The organism is Embleya sp. NPDC050493, assembly GCF_044458105.1.
Taxonomy (GTDB): Bacteria; Actinomycetota; Actinomycetes; order Streptomycetales; family Streptomycetaceae; genus Embleya.
Genome location: NZ_JBITHP010000006.1, coordinates 226,087 through 242,051 on the forward strand (window position 1 = coordinate 226,087; position 15,965 = coordinate 242,051).

General features: G+C 71.9%; 11 protein-coding genes. 8 read left to right on the forward strand and 3 right to left on the reverse strand.

Annotated features, from left to right (window positions below):
* Window positions 1-150: 150 nt before the first annotated feature.
* The 3 genes from ACIBM5_RS15150 to ACIBM5_RS15160 form a co-directional block, all read right to left on the reverse strand.
* A complete protein-coding gene (locus ACIBM5_RS15150; RefSeq protein ID WP_396007261.1) occupies window positions 151-1,056 on the reverse strand; it encodes an RNA polymerase sigma-70 factor in 906 nt (301 codons plus the stop codon).
* Between the two features lie 9 nt (window positions 1,057-1,065).
* Window positions 1,066-2,235, reverse strand: a complete 1,170-nt coding sequence (locus tag ACIBM5_RS15155) for an NAD(P)/FAD-dependent oxidoreductase (RefSeq protein WP_396007262.1) — start codon at window positions 2,233-2,235, stop codon at window positions 1,066-1,068.
* Window positions 2,236-2,434: 199 nt separating this feature from the next.
* Complete coding sequence (locus ACIBM5_RS15160; protein WP_396007263.1) at window positions 2,435-3,127, reverse strand: DNA polymerase beta superfamily protein; 693 nt, start codon at window positions 3,125-3,127, stop codon at window positions 2,435-2,437.
* Window positions 3,128-3,517: 390 nt separating this feature from the next.
* On the opposite strand from ACIBM5_RS15160, the gene ACIBM5_RS15165 reads away from it, so the two are divergent.
* From ACIBM5_RS15165 to ACIBM5_RS15200, 8 genes are all read left to right on the forward strand, one after another.
* Complete coding sequence (locus tag ACIBM5_RS15165; RefSeq protein ID WP_396007264.1) at window positions 3,518-4,348, forward strand: hypothetical protein; 831 nt, start codon at window positions 3,518-3,520, stop codon at window positions 4,346-4,348.
* 469 nt (window positions 4,349-4,817) lie between these two features.
* Window positions 4,818-6,416, forward strand: coding sequence for an acyl-CoA carboxylase subunit beta (locus ACIBM5_RS15170; RefSeq protein ID WP_396007265.1), 1,599 nt, complete (start codon window positions 4,818-4,820; stop codon window positions 6,414-6,416).
* A 221-nt stretch (window positions 6,417-6,637) separates the two neighbouring features.
* On the forward strand, window positions 6,638-8,611 hold the full coding sequence (locus ACIBM5_RS15175) for an acetyl/propionyl/methylcrotonyl-CoA carboxylase subunit alpha (RefSeq protein WP_396007266.1): 1,974 nt from the start codon (window positions 6,638-6,640) through the stop codon (window positions 8,609-8,611).
* Complete coding sequence (locus tag ACIBM5_RS15180; RefSeq protein WP_396007267.1) at window positions 8,608-10,482, forward strand: acyclic terpene utilization AtuA family protein; 1,875 nt, start codon at window positions 8,608-8,610, stop codon at window positions 10,480-10,482. The genes ACIBM5_RS15175 and ACIBM5_RS15180 overlap by 4 nt, the downstream gene beginning before the upstream one ends.
* Window positions 10,483-10,485: 3 nt before the next feature.
* Complete coding sequence (locus ACIBM5_RS15185; RefSeq protein WP_391587106.1) at window positions 10,486-11,652, forward strand: acyl-CoA dehydrogenase family protein; 1,167 nt, start codon at window positions 10,486-10,488, stop codon at window positions 11,650-11,652.
* Between the two features lie 248 nt (window positions 11,653-11,900).
* Window positions 11,901-13,166 carry an alpha/beta hydrolase gene (locus tag ACIBM5_RS15190; protein ID WP_396007268.1) on the forward strand — a complete coding sequence of 422 codons (1,266 nt, stop codon included), beginning with the start codon at window positions 11,901-11,903 and terminating at the stop codon, window positions 13,164-13,166.
* Between the two features lie 157 nt (window positions 13,167-13,323).
* Complete coding sequence (locus ACIBM5_RS15195; protein WP_396007269.1) at window positions 13,324-14,886, forward strand: AMP-binding protein; 1,563 nt, start codon at window positions 13,324-13,326, stop codon at window positions 14,884-14,886.
* 53 nt (window positions 14,887-14,939) lie between these two features.
* Window positions 14,940-15,899 (forward strand): DUF1152 domain-containing protein, encoded by a 960-nt coding sequence (locus ACIBM5_RS15200; RefSeq protein WP_396007270.1) that lies wholly within the window; start codon window positions 14,940-14,942, stop codon window positions 15,897-15,899.
* Window positions 15,900-15,965: the final 66 nt, after the last annotated feature.

Genomic DNA, 15,965 nt, shown 5'->3' on the forward strand with positions numbered 1-15,965 from the left:
ACAGGTGTTCGAACGACATGGGCAGCCGAGATTTCGAGCGCTCGCTCCTCGTTGCGCATTCGTGTTCGGCGCGCCCGCGCGAACTCGCCGACCGGAAGTCGCGGCGAAGGCTTCGGGGTTCACCACACGGCTTCCGGGGGTGACGCAGAGTCAGAGTGTGTACCGGATGCCTCCGGCGACGGGAACGAGCTTGTCGGGGTTGGCGATCACCCGGATCCCCACGATCCGGCCCTCCGCGTCCGGCTCGACCGTGACCACCGTGATGGGCCGTCCGTTGCCCAGGGCCAGGACGGCGGGCTCGCCGTTGATCTGCACCACCTCGGCGCGCATGTCCTCCAGGGCCACCCCCTGGTAGGGGCGCTTGCCGATGCCGATCAGCCAGGCCGCCACCTTCTCGGCGCCGTGGATGGGGCGGAGCGCGGCGCGTACCTTGCCGCCGCCGTCGGTCCAGATCGTCACATCGGGGGCGAGCACCTGCATCAGCTCGTTCAGGTCGCCGCCCATCGAGGCGGCGAAGAATCTCTCGGTGACGACTCTGCGGGATTCGCGGTCGGCGGAGAACCGGGGCCGCCTGGCCTGGACGTGTGAACGGGCCCGATGTCCCAACTGCCGGACGGTCGCCTCGGACCGGTCGATCGCCTCGGCGATCTCGCCGTAGGGAAAGCCGAAGACCTCCTTGAGGATGAACACCGCCCGTTCCAACTCGGTCAGCGATTCGAGCACGACGAGCATGGCCAACGAGACGGACTCGGCCCGGGCCGCATCCTCCGCGATGTCCGGGCCGGTCAGGATCGGCTCCGGGAGCCAGGGGCCGACATAGCTCTCCCGCTGCACTCGTGCCGAGCGCAGCGTGTCGACCGCCAGATTGGTGACGATCCGTACCAGGTACGCCTTCGGCTGGGTGATCCGTGCACGGTCCGCGGAGGACCAGCGCAGCCACGCGTCCTGGACGACGTCCTCCGCATCGGCCGCGCTGCCCAGCATCCGATAGGCCACCGAGAACAGCAGGCTTCGGTGCTCCTCGAAAATGCTCGTCGCTTCCACGTGACTTCCCATGCGCCGGGATCATTCCGCGTTGCGGGTGATCTTGCCGCCGTGCGACCACACGGCCCGGACACCGTACTTCTTGTTCAGTCGAAGACCCTTCCACGGGCTGCTGCTGACGAACTCCTTGTAGGCGACCGCCGGCCTGCCGGTCAGGACGAAGCCGCGCGGGGTGTCGTCCGGCCGGGTGAACTGGATCACCGCGTCGTTGCGGCCCAGGCTCACCGGCTGGTGGATGTAGCCGAACCGGAACGGCTCGGGCTCCTTGCCGCGCACCTGCCGGGCGATCGAGTCGGCGGCGTGCTGCGCGGTCGGGATGCCGCTCTGGCAGGTGCCGTGGATGACGCCGTAGGTCTGCCGGACGGCGGCGGCGTCGCCGATCGCGTACACGTCCGGGTGCGACACCGACCGCAGGGTCGCGTCGACGACGACGCGGCCCCGGTCGTCCACCGTGAATCCGGCGTTCTCGGCCAGTGGCGACACCCGCACCCCGGCCGTCCACAGGCAGGCGTCGGCGAACACGCTCTCGCCGCCCTCCAATTCGACCGTGTCCGGCAGCACCTTGCCGATCGACACGCCGGTCCGCACCTCGACGCCGAGACGGGCCAGCGCGGCGTGCAGGTAGGCGCGTGCCTTCTCGCCCATCGTCGAACCGGGGACATCCCGGCTCAGCAGGACCACCCGCGACTCCGGGTGGCGCTCGGCGATCTCGGCGGCCGCTTCGACACCGGTCAGACCGCCGCCGACGACGACCACGGTTCCGCCGATCGCATCGAGTTCGGCGAGCCTTGCGGCCAGGCGCCGGGCCTCGGCCGCGGTATCGAGGGTGTACGCGTGCTCGGCCACACCCGGCACCGTCCCGGTGTCGGTGATGCCGCCCAGCGCATAGACCAGCCTGTCGTAGCCGAGCACCCGGGTCCCGTCCACGCGGACCTCGCGGGCGTCGGGGTCGATGCCGCTCACCCGACCGAGCACGAACCGCACGCCGCTGCCGTCCAACATCTCGGGGATCCGCAGGTCCGCCGGCTCCTGCCCCGAAGCCGTCTGGTGCAGCCGCAGCCGCTCGGTGAACCGCGCGACGGGGTTGACCAGAGTCACCTCGACATCCCGCCCGCGGGTCGCCCGCGCCGTACCGATGGCCGCCTGCATCCCGGTGTAACCGGCCCCGATCACCAAAATCCGCTCGCTCATCACAGTCCCCTCGATCGTCGTGAACCTTCGCCCCCGTCGACGGGAGGGGACACGAGAACGTGACATGCGAGCGAGAGTGATCCGGGTCACGCGGCGGGTGGTTGCCGTCGGGAGGGCCGACGGGTGCGTACCGGTGGGAAGGCTGCCGAACACCGCGACGTCGCGATCGCGGGGTGCGGCGCGAGCAGGCTCTCCGGGTTCAGCCCGCGAGCGCGGCCAGGCGGAGGTCGACGACCAGGGTTTCGATCGCCTCGCGGTCCGGGCGGTCGGGGAGGACCGAGTCGATGGCTTCGAGGGCGGCCTTCTCCTGTTCGAAGCGCCGCGCGAAGGCCGCGGGATCCTCGGCGGCCAAGCGGCCCACGGCGAACAGGTCTTCGCGGTGGGCGCTCACGTCGAGAAGCAATTCGCCTGTGCGCAGCAGCTGTTGCCCCTGGAGCAGCAGCCGCAGGCAGTGTCGGCCGTGTTTGGCGGTGCGCTTGGCCGTGTCGGCGGAGAAGCCCTCCTTGCCCGCCTCGTGCCGGCCGAGCAGCCGCTTGGCCTGCTGGACGGCGTAACCGCCGTAGGCGGAGCGTACGTACTCCGTGGACAGGAACGCACCACGCAGCGCCCGGAGTCGGCGGCCGGCCTCGGTCTCGACCCGGTACTCGGGAAGCCAGAGCAGCTCGGTCACCGTCGGGTTGCACTTGAGGGCCAGCCCGCAGTACTTGCCCAGCTCGTGCATCGTCACGTCGGGTTTCGTGGTCACCCGCGAGCCGCTGGTCACGTTGGCGCCGCCCAGCCCGAGGACCTTGCGCGTGTCGGCGATGTACAGGCCGAGCAGGTCCTCGTCCGACTCTGCCGTGGCCAGCCCGTAGGCGGTCGAGCCGACCACCCCCATCAGCAGTGTGTGCATCCCGCCGATCCTCGCTTCCCCGTGGTCCTGGCGCCGAGTCCGCAGTATCCGACATCGCGGGTGCGATGCGAATCCCGTTTTCCCGCCCGGTCGCCGCGTCGGGACCGCCGGGACGGTGCCCGGCCCGGGGCGGCGACCCGGATCGGCGACAGCGGCGGGGAGAGCGGAGCGAACCGCGCGAGTGCGGTGCTCGGGGGCAGCCGGCCGAGGCCGGAGGGGACGCTCGAATGAGGCTGACGGTGCCGCCCGTCACGTGGTTCCGATCACGCTCCCGTCACTTGCGAGATACCCCCTGGGGGTATAGATTTCCGATGTGGCCGCCACCAAGGCCACCGAGCGGCCCGACCCGGGACCCGCTCGGACACACCGCTCGACGCCCGGGAGATCGCCATGACCGTCCACGCCCACCACGCCGCCGCCCCCACTGCCCCCGAGGGCCTCCGGGTCTCCCGTGACGGCTACACGCTGGTCCCGGTCGCTGCCCCCGCCGGCACCTTCGCGTTCCGCATCGACGGTCCCGACGGAGCCCCGGTGCGCGAATACCTACCGCAGCACGACAAGGACCTGCATCTGATCGTGGTCCGCCGCGACCTGAGCGGCTTCCGCCACGTGCATCCGGTACTGGGCGAGGACGGCGTCTGGACGCAGGAGCTGACCCTCGACCGAGCCGGCACGTACCGGGTCTTCACCGACTTCGCCCCGGCCGCGACCGGGACCCCGCTCACCCTCGCTGTGGACGTGCACGTGGCCGGCGACTTCCGGCCGGTGCCGCTGCCCGCGCCCGCTCCGACCGCCGAGGTGGACGGCTACACGGTGACCCTGGCCGGTGAGCCGGCCGCCGGGCAGGGTGCGCACATCACCCTCTCGGTCGCCCGGGACGGCCGGCCCGTCACCGACCTGGAGCCCTACCTCGCCGCGTTCGGCCACCTCGTGGTGCTGCGTGAGGGCGACCTCGCCTACCTGCACGTGCACCCGGGCGGCGCGCCCGGCGACGGGGTTACCCCGGCCGGCCCGGAGATCGCGTTCCACACCGAGCTGCCCAGCGTCGGCACGTACCGGTTCTTCCTCGACTTCAAGCACGGCGGGGTGGTGCGGACCGCCGAGTTCACCGTCGAGGCCGGCAAGCCCGCCGCCACGGCCGGCGAGTCCGGACACGGGCAGCCCGCGGCCGCGGACCCGCACGCGGGCCGGCACGGGCACCACGGCCACCACTACGGGTGATCCGGACCCGACACCGATACCGACCTCCGCCCCGACCTCGACCTCCGCACCGACGCGGCCCGCGGCATTCCCGGGCCGCGTCGGTGTCGTGTTTTTCCGGACAGGGGGTACCGGAGCGATGCCCCACCGCCCGACCCGCCCCGCCCGGAGGACCCACATGGCCGACGACCGGCCGCAACCGGCCCGAGCCGTCACCCGAACGGCCCTTCCGGCTCGTCCGGGCCGCTCGGCCCCTGTGGTTCACCCGGCCCGGCTCGCCCATTCGGCACGCCCCGGGGACGGCGGACGCCCGGCGCGCGGCATATCGCCCGACCCTTCCGTAGCCAAGTGACCGGCCGTTAACATCCGGAAGTTGCCTTGGACACGCGTCGAGACGCGTCGACACGCGTGGAGATGCACGAGTCGCATGAGAACCGTCGCGATCCGTCGCGATCCGTCGACATGCTTCGTCAGGCGAGGAGGCGAGTTCGTGCCCGTTCTTCGTTCCCGGCTCGATCCCCGGTCGGACACCTACCGGGACAACCGCACGGCACAGCTCGCCGCGCTCGCGGCGCTGCACGAACAGCTCGACCTGGCCCGCGCCGGCGGCGGTGAGCGCTACGTCGAACGGCACCTGGCGCGGGGTCGGCTGACCGCGCGTCAGCGGATCGAGCTGCTGCTCGACCAGGACGCGCCCTTCCTCGAACTGTCCTCGCTCGCCGCGTGGGGCACCGAGTTCACCGTCGGCGCGGGCCTGGTCACCGGAATCGGTCCGGTTTCCGGCGTGGAGTGCGTGTTGATCGCCAACGACCCGACGGTGCGCGGCGGTTCGCTCAACCCGTACGCGCTGCGCAAGAACCTGCGCGCGCTGGAGATCGCCCGCCGCAACCGGCTGCCGGTGATCAGCCTGGTCGAGTCCGGCGGGGCCGATCTGCCCACCCAGGCCGAGCTGTTCGTGCCCGGCGGGCGGGTCTTCCACGACCTGACCGAGCTGTCCGCGCTGGGCATCCCCACCATTGCGCTGGTGTTCGGCAACTCGACGGCGGGGGGTGCGTACATCCCGGGCCTGTGCGACCACTCGGTGCTCGTGGCGGGGCAGGCCAAGGTGTTCCTGGGCGGCCCGCCGCTGGTGCGGATGGCCACGGGCGAGGAGGCCGACGACGAGGAACTGGGCGGCGCCGCGATGCACGCGCGGGTGTCCGGTCTGGCCGACCACTACGCCGTGGACGAGTACGACTGCCTGCGGATCGGCAGGCGGATCGTGTCCGAGCTGAACTGGCGCAAGCACGGCCCAGGGCCGAGCCGACCGGCGGACGATCCGCTGTACGACATCGACGAGGTGCTCGGCCTGGTCTCGGCGGACCTGCGCGTCCCGTTCGATCCGCGCGAGGTGTTGGCGCGGGTGGTGGACGGTTCGCGGTTCGGCGAGTACAAGCCCGGCTACGGGACCAGCCTGGTCACCGGGTGGGCGTCGGTGCACGGCTTCCCGGTCGGGGTGTTGGCCAACGCGCGCGGTGTGCTGTTCGGCGAGGAGTCCAGGAAGGCCGCCGAGTTCATCCAGTTGGCCAACCGCTCGGACACCCCGCTGCTGTTCCTGCAGAACACCACCGGATACATGGTGGGCACCGCGTACGAGCAGGGCGGCATCGTCAAGGACGGCGCCAAGATGATCAACGCGGTGACCAACTCGACCGTGCCGCACCTGACCCTGAACATCGGTGCGTCCTTCGGCGCGGGCAACTACGGCATGTCGGGCCGCGCCTTCGACCCGCGGCTGCTGTTCGCCTGGCCGACCGCGAAGCTCGCGGTGATGGGCGCCGCGCAACTGGCCGGCGTGTTGTCCATCGTCGGCCGACAGGCCGCCGCGGCACGCGGGATCGCCTTCGACGAGGAGGTGGACGAACTGCGCCGGAGTGCGATCGAGGCGCAGATCGAGCGCGAGTCGCACGCGTTCTTCGTCACCGCGCGGCTGTACGACGACGGTGTGATCGATCCACGCGACACCCGCACCGTGCTCGGCATCGCACTGTCCGCGGCCCACTCGGCACCGGTCGCGGGCACCACCGGATACGGGGTCTTCCGCATGTGACGCCGCCCGACGTGACGCCGCTGACGCCGCCCGAAGACACCGCACGCAACCCGAGCACCCGGAACCCGGCCGAAGAGCACCGCACGCAACCCGCCGCTCGGGACCCGGCCGAACAGCAGCGCACGCAACCCGCCCACCGAGAAGCCGATTCCGTTCCCGACCCGTCCCGGCGCGCAAGCGCCCCCGCACCGACCCGGAACCCGCACCCCCGAGGGGATCGTATGCCGCTCATCCGCAGGCTGTTGATCGCCAACCGCGGCGAGATCGCGGTCCGGATCGCCCGCACCGCGCACGCCATGGGCATCGACACCGTGGCCGTGTACGCCGATCCGGACACCGACTCGCCACACGTCGGGGTGGCCGATCAGGCGGTCCGGCTGCCCGGCGCCGCCGCCGCGGACACCTACCTGCGCGGCGATCTGCTGATCGAGGCGGCCCGCACGACCGGCGCAGACGCGGTGCACCCCGGCTACGGATTCCTCTCCGAGAACGCCGACTTCGTGCGGCGGGTCGAGGCCGCCGGGCTCGTCTTCGTGGGACCCGCGGCGGAGACCGTCGCCGCGATGGGCGACAAGCTCGCCGCGAAGGAACTGCTCGGCGCGGCCGGCGTGCCGGTGCTGCCCGGCGGGATCGTCCGCGAGGACGGCGACGCACCCGAACTGGCCGCCCGGATAGGCTTTCCGCTCCTGGTCAAGGCCGCCTTCGGCGGTGGAGGCCGAGGCATGCGCGCGGTACACGAACCGGCCGCACTGGTCGAGGCGGTGGCCGCCGCGCGGCGCGAGGCGGGCGCCGCGTTCGGCGACGACACCGTCTTCCTGGAGCGCCTGGTGGAGCGCCCCCGGCACGTCGAGGTGCAGATCTTCGGGGACACCCACGGCAAGGTGCTCGCGCTCTTCGAACGGGACTGCTCGATCCAGCGCCGGCACCAGAAGCTGATCGAGGAGAGCCCGTCGCCGGCCGTCGACCCGGCGCTGCGCGAGCGGTTGTGCGCGGCTGCGGTGGCCGCCGGTCGGGCGATCGGCTATGTCGGGGCAGGCACCGTGGAGTTCGTGCTCGACCCGGCCGGCGCGTTCCACCTCCTGGAGGTCAACACCCGACTCCAGGTCGAGCACCCGGTCACCGAACTGACCACCGGCCTGGACCTGGTGCGGCTGCAACTCCTGGTCGCCCAGGGCCATCCGCTGCCCACCGAACCGGTCGCCACGGGCCACGCGATCGAGGCCCGGCTGTACGCGGAGGACCCGATCCGCGACTACGCGCCCTCGGTCGGCACGCTGCACCGCTTCCACATCGCCGAGCGGGACGGCATCCGGGTGGACGCCGGGGTGGCCGACGGCAGCCGGGTCGGATCGCACTACGACGCACTGCTGGCCAAGGTGATCGCGTACGCGCCGACCCGTGACGAGGCGTGTCGCAGGCTCGCCCACGCGCTCTCCCGGGCCCGGCTGCACGGCGTCCGCACCAACCGCGACCTGCTCGTGGGCATCCTGCGCTCGCCCGAATTCGTCGCCGGCGACGCGGACACCGGCTTCCTGGACCGGCATTCCGCCGCCGAACTGTGCGCTGCGGACCCGGCGGCGCCGGCGATCCACGCCGCTGCCGCGGCGCTCGCGGGGCAGGCCGAACGACGCGCGGCGGCCCCGGTCCTGGGCGGTATCCCGAGCGGCTGGCGCAACGTCCGCAGCGCCGACCAGCAGGTGACCTACGCAGACGCCGGCGGCGGCCGCGCGGTCGTGTGCTACCGCCTCCCCGACCATGTCGCGATCGACGGAAAGCCGTTGCCCGGCCTGGTCGTTCACGCCGCCCACGCGGATCGGGTGGACCTGACGGCGGACGGTGTGCGGCGCACGATCGAGGTACATCGGGTCGGCGACACGATCCACCTGGACAGCCCGCTGGGCGCGAGCGAATTGACCGAGCTGCCACGGCTGCCGGAACCGGCCGAACCCGCCGCCGAACCCGCCGGCTCGCTGTTGGCCGCGATGCCCGGCACGGTGGTCCGGGTGGCGGTGGCCGAGGGCGAACACGTGACGGCCGGACAACTCGTGCTGGCCGTGGAGGCGATGAAGATGGAACACGAGGTGACCGCACCGCACTCGGGCATCGTTCGCCGACTGCCGGTCGGCCCCGGCGAACCGGTGGACGCCGGAGCGGTGTTGGCCGTCGTGACCGCCGACGCGGAGGCGACCGGATGAACGAGAGGACGGCCGAGCCGACGAACGAGCCGACGAACGAGCCCACCGACGGGCCGACGAACATGCCCACGAGCGAGCCGACGAGCGAACCGATGAACGAGCCGACGAACGACACCCCGACCGACGCGCCCGCCTCCCGCCGCCCGGTCCGGATCGCGAACTGCTCGGGCTTCTACGGCGATCGCCGGGCCGCCGCCCGCGAGATGGTCGAGGGCGGCCCGATCGACGTACTCACCGGCGATTACCTGGCCGAACTGACCATGTCCATCCTGTGGAAGGCTCGCGCCAAGGACCCGACCGCCGGCTACGCGCGCACCTTCGTGGCCCAGCTGGAAGAGGTCATGGGCACCTGCCTGGACCGGGGCATCCGGATCGTCTCCAACGCCGGCGGACTCAACCCGGCGGGCCTGGCCGAGCGATTGCGGGCGAGTGCCCAACGCCTGGGCCTGGCCCCGCGGATCGCCCACGTGACCGGCGACGACGTGCTGGACCGGATCGACGCCGGGCCGCGGGCGGTGACCGCCAACGCCTACCTCGGCGGCTGGGGCATCGCCGAGGCGCTCGCCGAGGGCGCCGACATCGTGGTTTGCCCGCGCGTGACCGATGCCTCCCTGGTGGTCGGCCCGGCCGCATGGTGGCACGGCTGGCGGCGCACCGACCACGACCGGCTCGCCGGCGCGATCGTCGCGGGCCACGTGATCGAGTGCGGCCCCCAGGCCACCGGCGGCAACTACCCGTTCGGCGAGCTCCCACAGCGGCAACGCCCCGGCCGCAACACCGACTTCGCGCTGGACACCCGCCGTCCCGGCTTCCCGATCGCGGAGGTGGCCGCCGATGGTTCGTCGGTGATCACCAAGCACCACGGCACCGGCGGCCTGGTGTCGATCGGCACGGTCACCGCGCAACTCCTGTACGAGATCGCCGGACCCGCCTACGCCAACCCCGACGCGGTGGCCCGCTTCGACACCATCACGCTCGACCGGGCCGGCCCCGACCGGGTGCGGATCCGCGGGGTGCGCGGGCTGCCGCCGCCGCCCACGCTCAAGGTCGCCGTCAACGAACTCGGCGGCTACCGCAACACCATGACCATGGTGCTCACCGGCCTGGACATCGAGGCCAAGGCCGCACACGCCGAACGCATGCTCTTCGACACGCTCGGGGGCCGGGACCGGTTCGCCGAGGTCGACGTGCGGCTGCTGCGCTACGACCGACCCGACGCGCCGACCAACGAGCAGGCCACCGCGCATCTGCGGGTCACCGTCAAGGATCCCGATCCCGGCAAGGTCGGCCGGGCCTTCTCCGGCGCGGTGGTCGAACTCGCGCTGGCCGGCTACCCGGGCTTTCACACCACCACCCCGCCCACCGCCGAGACCGCCTACGGCGTCTTTCGCGCCGCGTGGATCCCGGCGACCGAGGTCGAGCACGCCGTGGTGCTGCCCGACGGCACCTCCCGCCCGATCGCGCCGCCCGAGCACACCGCGCCGCTGCCCGATTCGACCCCGCCGCCCGAACCACCCGTGCACACCGTGGAACCGACCCGCCGGGTCCCGCTCGGGCTGGTCTGCGGCGCCCGCTCCGGCGACAAGGGCGGCGACGCCAACCTGGGCCTGTGGGCCCACGACGACGCCGGATTCCGTTGGCTGCGCGGACATCTGACGGTGGATCGGCTGCGCGAGCTGCTCCCGGAGGCGGCCGCTCTGCCGATCGAGCGGCACGTGCTGGCGAACCTGCGCGCGCTCAACTTCGTGATCGTGGGCCTGCTCGGCGAGGGTGTCGCGGCCTCCACGCGCCCGGACCCGCAGGCCAAGGGCCTGGCCGAGTACATCCGGTCCCGGCACACCGACATCCCCACGACGCTGTTGGACGGGTGAGCCATGCACTTCGAGGAGAGCGACGAACACCGGGCCCTGCGCGCGGCGGTGGGCGCGATCACCGACGGATTCGGCCCCGGCTACTTCGCCGAGCACAGCCGCGACCGCACACCCACCACCGAGTTGTGGCAGGCGCTCGGCAGACACGGCTACATCGGCGTCAATCTGCCCGAGGAGTACGGCGGTGGCGGTGGCGGTCTGGTGGAACTGGCGATCGTGTGCGAAGAGGTGGCCGCGCACGGCTGCCCGTTGCTGCTGCTCCTGGTCTCCGGCGCGATCGCCGGCGAGGTGCTCACCCGGTTCGGCACCGCCGAGCAGAAGAGCACCTGGCTGCCGCGCCTGGCGGCGGGCCTGGGCAAGATCGTGTTCGCGATCACCGAACCGGACGCGGGCTCCAATACCCACCGCCTGGCCACCACGGCCACCCGGGACGGCGACCGCTGGTTGTTGCGCGGCACCAAGCAGTTCATCTCCGGAGTCGACGAGGCCGACGCCATCCTGGTGGTCGCCCGCACCGGCACCGACCCCGGCTCCGGTCGCGGCCGGCTCTCGCTGTTCCTGGTCGACGCCGCCGACCCGCGGCTGAGCGCGACCCCGCTGGCGATCGAAGGCTCGGCACCCGAACGGCAGTTCACGCTCTTCTTCGACGACGTACCGGTGCCCGCCGACCGGTTGATCGGCACCGAGGGCGACGGACTGCGCCAGGTCTTCCACGGCCTCAACCCGGAGCGGGTGACCGGCGCGGCACTGGGAGTGGGCATCGCCCGGTACGCGCTCGCCCGTGCCGTCGACTACGCCCGCACTCGCGAGGTGTGGGGCCGCCCGATCGGCACCCACCAGGCGATCGCCCACCCGCTCGCCGAGGCCGCCATCGAGGTCGAACTGGCCGCGTTGATGACGGCCCGGGCCGCCCGGCTGCACGACGCGGGCGCGGCGATGGCCAAGGCCGCCGGGGAGGCCGCCAACATGGCCAAGTACGCCGCCGCCGAGGCCGCCATCCACGCGGTGGACGCCGCCATCCAGACCCACGGCGGCAACGGCATGAGCCGCGACTACGGCCTGGTCCCGCTGTGGGGCATGGCCCGGACGCTGCGGATCGCGCCGGTGAGCCGGGAGATGATCCTCAATCACGTGGCGCAGCACACCCTCGGATTGCCGCGTTCGTACTGATCGCCCCGGATGAGGAGGGTTCGCGGTGGTCACCCCCTACGCGCGTGCCCCTCACCCCTGTGACCACGGAGGACTCGGCCCGCTCGTGTGCGACTTGTGAATGACCCGGTTCGGGACTCGGGATCGACGCGGCAGGATGTGGCCGGGCACAAAATAGACAGGCAGGCTGCTCCGCTCCCGGCGCGACTGTGCGGGTGCTCGCCGGGACCGGCGCCATCGGTCGGCCCGGCGAAGAAGGCAGTGGGAGTGTGGATCAAGTATTGGCGGGGCGCCCCTTCTGGGACGTGGACATCACGAGCGTGTGGTTCGTCATAGGCATGGCGGTGGCCACCGCCGGTACCGCCTTCGCCACCATCTGGTTCTGGAACCGCCCCACGCTCCAACGCACCCGCCGGATCTGCACGCTGCTGTTCACCCAGCTCATGGTCACCTTCACCATCCTGGCCGCGGTCAACGCGCAGATGTACTTCTACTCGACCCTGTCCGACCTGATGCACATCGCGGACGGACCGCCGGTGCCCGACGTGCCGGTGTCCACCGTCAAGGTCAAGCACCTCGATCCCAGGCCGGCCGTCCCGTTCTCCGACGACAACGGCAAGGGCCTGCCGTTCATGGTCACCAAACCCCCGCTGACCGACCAGCCCAGGACCCCGCACCCGCGGCGGCGCGGCGCGGACCCCAAACACGGGGTGCTGGTCAACACCACCATCCAGGGCACCCGCACCGGCTACAAGCTGGACACCTTCGTCTACCTGCCCGCCGCCTACTTCACCCAGGAGAACGCCCGCGCCCGCTTCCCGGTGATCCAGCTCACCTCCGGCTTCCCCGGCACCCCCGACACGTGGCTGCGCCGGATGAAGGTGCACCAGATGCTCTCCGGGCTGATGGAATCGGGCCGGATGCCGCCGACGATCGTGGTGATCGCCGCGCAGAACCCGATCGCGGGCCGGGACAGCGAGTGTGTGGACGCCCCGGGCGGGGCCCGGGCCGACACCTATCTCGGCCAGGACGTGCCGGACGCGATAGCGGCCAACTTCCGCACCGCGCCCGCGCCGGCCGGGTGGGGCCTGATGGGCTACTCCACCGGCGGCTTCTGCTCGGTGAACCTGGCCCTGCGCCACCCCGACCGCTACCTCGCCGCGGCCAGCCTCTCCGGCTACTTCAAGGCGATCACCGACATGACCACCGGCGACCTGTACCGGGGCGACGAGGCGTTGCGCCGGGCCAACAGCCCGCTGCACACCATCGACGACGCGCGCAGGCCGCCGGTACGGATGTACCTGTTCGCGGCCAAGGGCGAGGGCAAGACGGCCCGGGAGGCGCGCGAGTTCGCCCGCAAGATGCGGCCGACGGACACCGTGAAGGTGCGGATAGAGCCGTCCGGCGGGCACAACTTCGGCACCTGGGCCCGGGGCCTGCCGGCCGCGTTCGAGTGGCTGGGGCGCGAGTTGGCCACGGCACCGGGCGGCGAGGTGCGCGGGCCGGCCTTCACGGGCGGCCGACCGCTGCACTGAGGGCGTGCCGTGCCCGGCGCGGCCGGTCCGACACGGTCGATCTCTTCAATACGGGCAGGTACGGTGCGAGACTTCTGCGGCGCCATCCGAACGGAAGCTCAGGAGCCCGCGCCCGGCTCGGGGGGCGGGACACCGTCGCACCGAGACGAGGATCGCCATGCATCCCGGTGTCATCGCCGCCGCGCACCCCCACCGCCCCGCCGTGATCATGGCCGGCACCGGCCGGGTCGTCCGCTATGCCGAACTGGACGCGGAGTCCAACCGCTTCGCCCACCTGCTGTACGACGCCGGGCTGCGCCCGGGGGACCACCTCGCCATCGCACTGGAGAACCATCCGCTCTACCTCGCGCTCACGTGGGCCGCGCAGCGTTCCGGGCTGATCTACACGCCGGTGGGCGTACGGCTGCACCCCGACGAACTGGCCTACGTCGTGGACAACTGCGGAGCCCGCGTGTTCGTCTCCTCGGCCGCCCTGGCCGACCTGGCGAGCGCCATCCGCGACCGGGCACCCCGGGTGGAACGGTGGCTGATGCTGGACGGCGCGGCACCCGGATTCGAACCGTACGAGGTGGCGGTCCGCACCTGTCCGAGCACGCCGATCGCCACCGAGGTCGAGGGCGCGGACATGCTCTACTCCTCCGGCACCACCGGCCGGCCCAAGGGCGTACTGCCCGACCGCGCGCACCACCCGCTGGGCACCGGCCCGGCCCTGACGCTGTATCACCTGATCGGTGCGCTGTACGGGATGAACACCTCGGGCGAGGGCGGCGACGTCTACCTGTGTCCCGCGCCGCTCTACCACGCTGCGCCGCTGCGCTACTGCATGCAGTTCCTGCGCGGCGGGCACACCGTGGTCGTCCTGGACCGCTTCGACCCGGAGGCCGCGCTGGCCGCGATCGAGCGCCATCGGGTGACGCACAGCCAGTGGGTGCCGACGATGTTCGTCCGAATGCTCAAGCTGCCCGCCGAGGTGCGCGAACGCTACGACCTGTCGTCGCTGCGCTACGCGGTGCACGCCGCCGCGCCGTGTCCGCCCGAGGTCAAGGAACGCATGCTGGACTGGTGGGGACCGGTGCTGTACGAGTACTACGCCGGCACCGAGGGCAACGGCTACATCGGCTGCACCCCCGAGGAATGGCTCGCGCACCGGGGCACGGTGGGGCGGCCGATCCTGGGCACGCCGCACATCTGCGACGACGCGGGCCGCGAACTGCCGGTGGGTCGGGACGGCATCGTCTACTTCGCCGACGGGCCGCGGTTCTCGTATCACCGCGACCCGGCCAGGACCGAGGCCGGCCGCGACCCGGCCGGCCGGGGGTGGACCACCCTGGGCGACATCGGCCACCTGGACGCGGACGGCTACCTGTATCTGACGGACCGCCAATCACACACGATCATCAGCGGCGGGGTGAACGTCTATCCGCAGGAGGTGGAGAACCTGCTCGCGCTGCATCCCGCGATCGCCGACGTCGCGGTGTTCGGTGTCCCGGACGCGGAACTGGGCGAACAGGTCAAGGCGGTCGTACAGCCGGCCGAAGGCACCGCGGCGGGGCCGGAGTTGGCACACGAGCTGATCGCCTACTGCCGGGCGCGGATCGCGCACTACAAATGCCCCCGCTCGGTGGACTTCCGCACCGAGTTGCCGCGACACCCGACCGGAAAGCTGTACAAACGCCTCCTCGTCGACGAGTACCGGGCAGCGGCGCGGGGTTCGGCCTGAGCCCCCCGAAACCGCCTTGACGCACGGCGTGATCGCCTTGGTACGGTCCGCGCGTGTTCACCCTCGCCGAACCTCCGGTCTTCGCCCGCCTGCGGGACGCCCGCTCCGTGTTGATCGCGGGGGCGGGTGGCGGATTCGACGTGTTCTCCGGACTGCCGCTGGGCCTCGCACTGGCCGAGCAGGGTAAGCGGGTGCATTACGCGAACCTGTCGTTCGTGACCGTGGACCGGTTGCCGTCGTCGAGTCGGCTGTTGCCCGGACTCGCCGCGGTGCGGCCGGATACGCCCGGCAACGACGACTACTTCCCGGAGCGCACCCTGGCGACCTGGCTCGGCCGCAACGGGTTCGTGGACACCGTGTACGCGTTCGCGAAGACCGGGGTCGTACCGCTGCGGGCCGCGTATCGGCGACTGGTCAAGGACCTGGAACTGGACGCGATCGTGCTCGTGGACGGCGGCACCGACATCCTGATGCGCGGCGACGAGGCGTCGTTGGGCACCCCGGAGGAGGACATGACCAGCCTCGCCGCGGTGGCCGGCGTACGGGTGCCGACCCGACTGGTCGCCTCGCTCGGCTTCGGCATCGACGCCTACCACGGCATCTGCCATGCGCAGGTGCTGGAGAACCTGGCGGCGCTCACCCGGGAGGGGCACTATCTGGGCGCGTTGTCGATCCCGCGCGAATCGCGGGAGGGCGCGCTGTTCCTGGACGCGGTGGCGTATGCGAACCGCATCACCCCGCTGCGCCCGAGCATCGTCCAGGGGTCGGTCGCCTCGGCGTTGCACGGACGGTTCGGCGACGCGCATTTCACCGAACGCACGGACAACAGCGAGCTGTTCATCAACCCGTTGATGAGCATGTACTTCACCGTCGACCTGGCCGGCCTGGCCGAACGCTCGTTGTACCTGTCGCGGCTGGAGGGCAGCGTGAGCATCTGGGACGTCGCGCGCCGGATCGCGGACTTCCGGGACGAGTTGGCGTTCACCCGGCCGCGGCAGGCGATTCCGCACTGAGGGGTGGGCGGGGGCCGCCGCGGGCGCGGGCACGACGGCGGTCCGCGCGGCCGCAATGATCGGGTG

Excerpts from the sequence above, each read along its gene's own strand:
- ACIBM5_RS15150 (WP_396007261.1), bottom strand. The coding sequence starts at position 1,056 with ATGGGAAGTCACGTGGAAGCGACGAGCATTTTCGAGGAGCACCGAAGC.
- ACIBM5_RS15155 (WP_396007262.1), bottom strand. The coding sequence starts at position 2,235 with ATGAGCGAGCGGATTTTGGTGATCGGGGCCGGTTACACCGGGATGCAG.
- ACIBM5_RS15160 (WP_396007263.1), bottom strand. The coding sequence starts at position 3,127 with ATGCACACACTGCTGATGGGGGTGGTCGGCTCGACCGCCTACGGGCTG.
- ACIBM5_RS15165 (WP_396007264.1), top strand. The coding sequence starts at position 3,518 with ATGACCGTCCACGCCCACCACGCCGCCGCCCCCACTGCCCCCGAGGGC.
- ACIBM5_RS15175 (WP_396007266.1), top strand. The coding sequence starts at position 6,638 with ATGCCGCTCATCCGCAGGCTGTTGATCGCCAACCGCGGCGAGATCGCG.
- ACIBM5_RS15180 (WP_396007267.1), top strand. The coding sequence starts at position 8,608 with ATGAACGAGAGGACGGCCGAGCCGACGAACGAGCCGACGAACGAGCCC.
- ACIBM5_RS15185 (WP_391587106.1), top strand. The coding sequence starts at position 10,486 with ATGCACTTCGAGGAGAGCGACGAACACCGGGCCCTGCGCGCGGCGGTG.
- ACIBM5_RS15195 (WP_396007269.1), top strand. The coding sequence starts at position 13,324 with ATGCATCCCGGTGTCATCGCCGCCGCGCACCCCCACCGCCCCGCCGTG.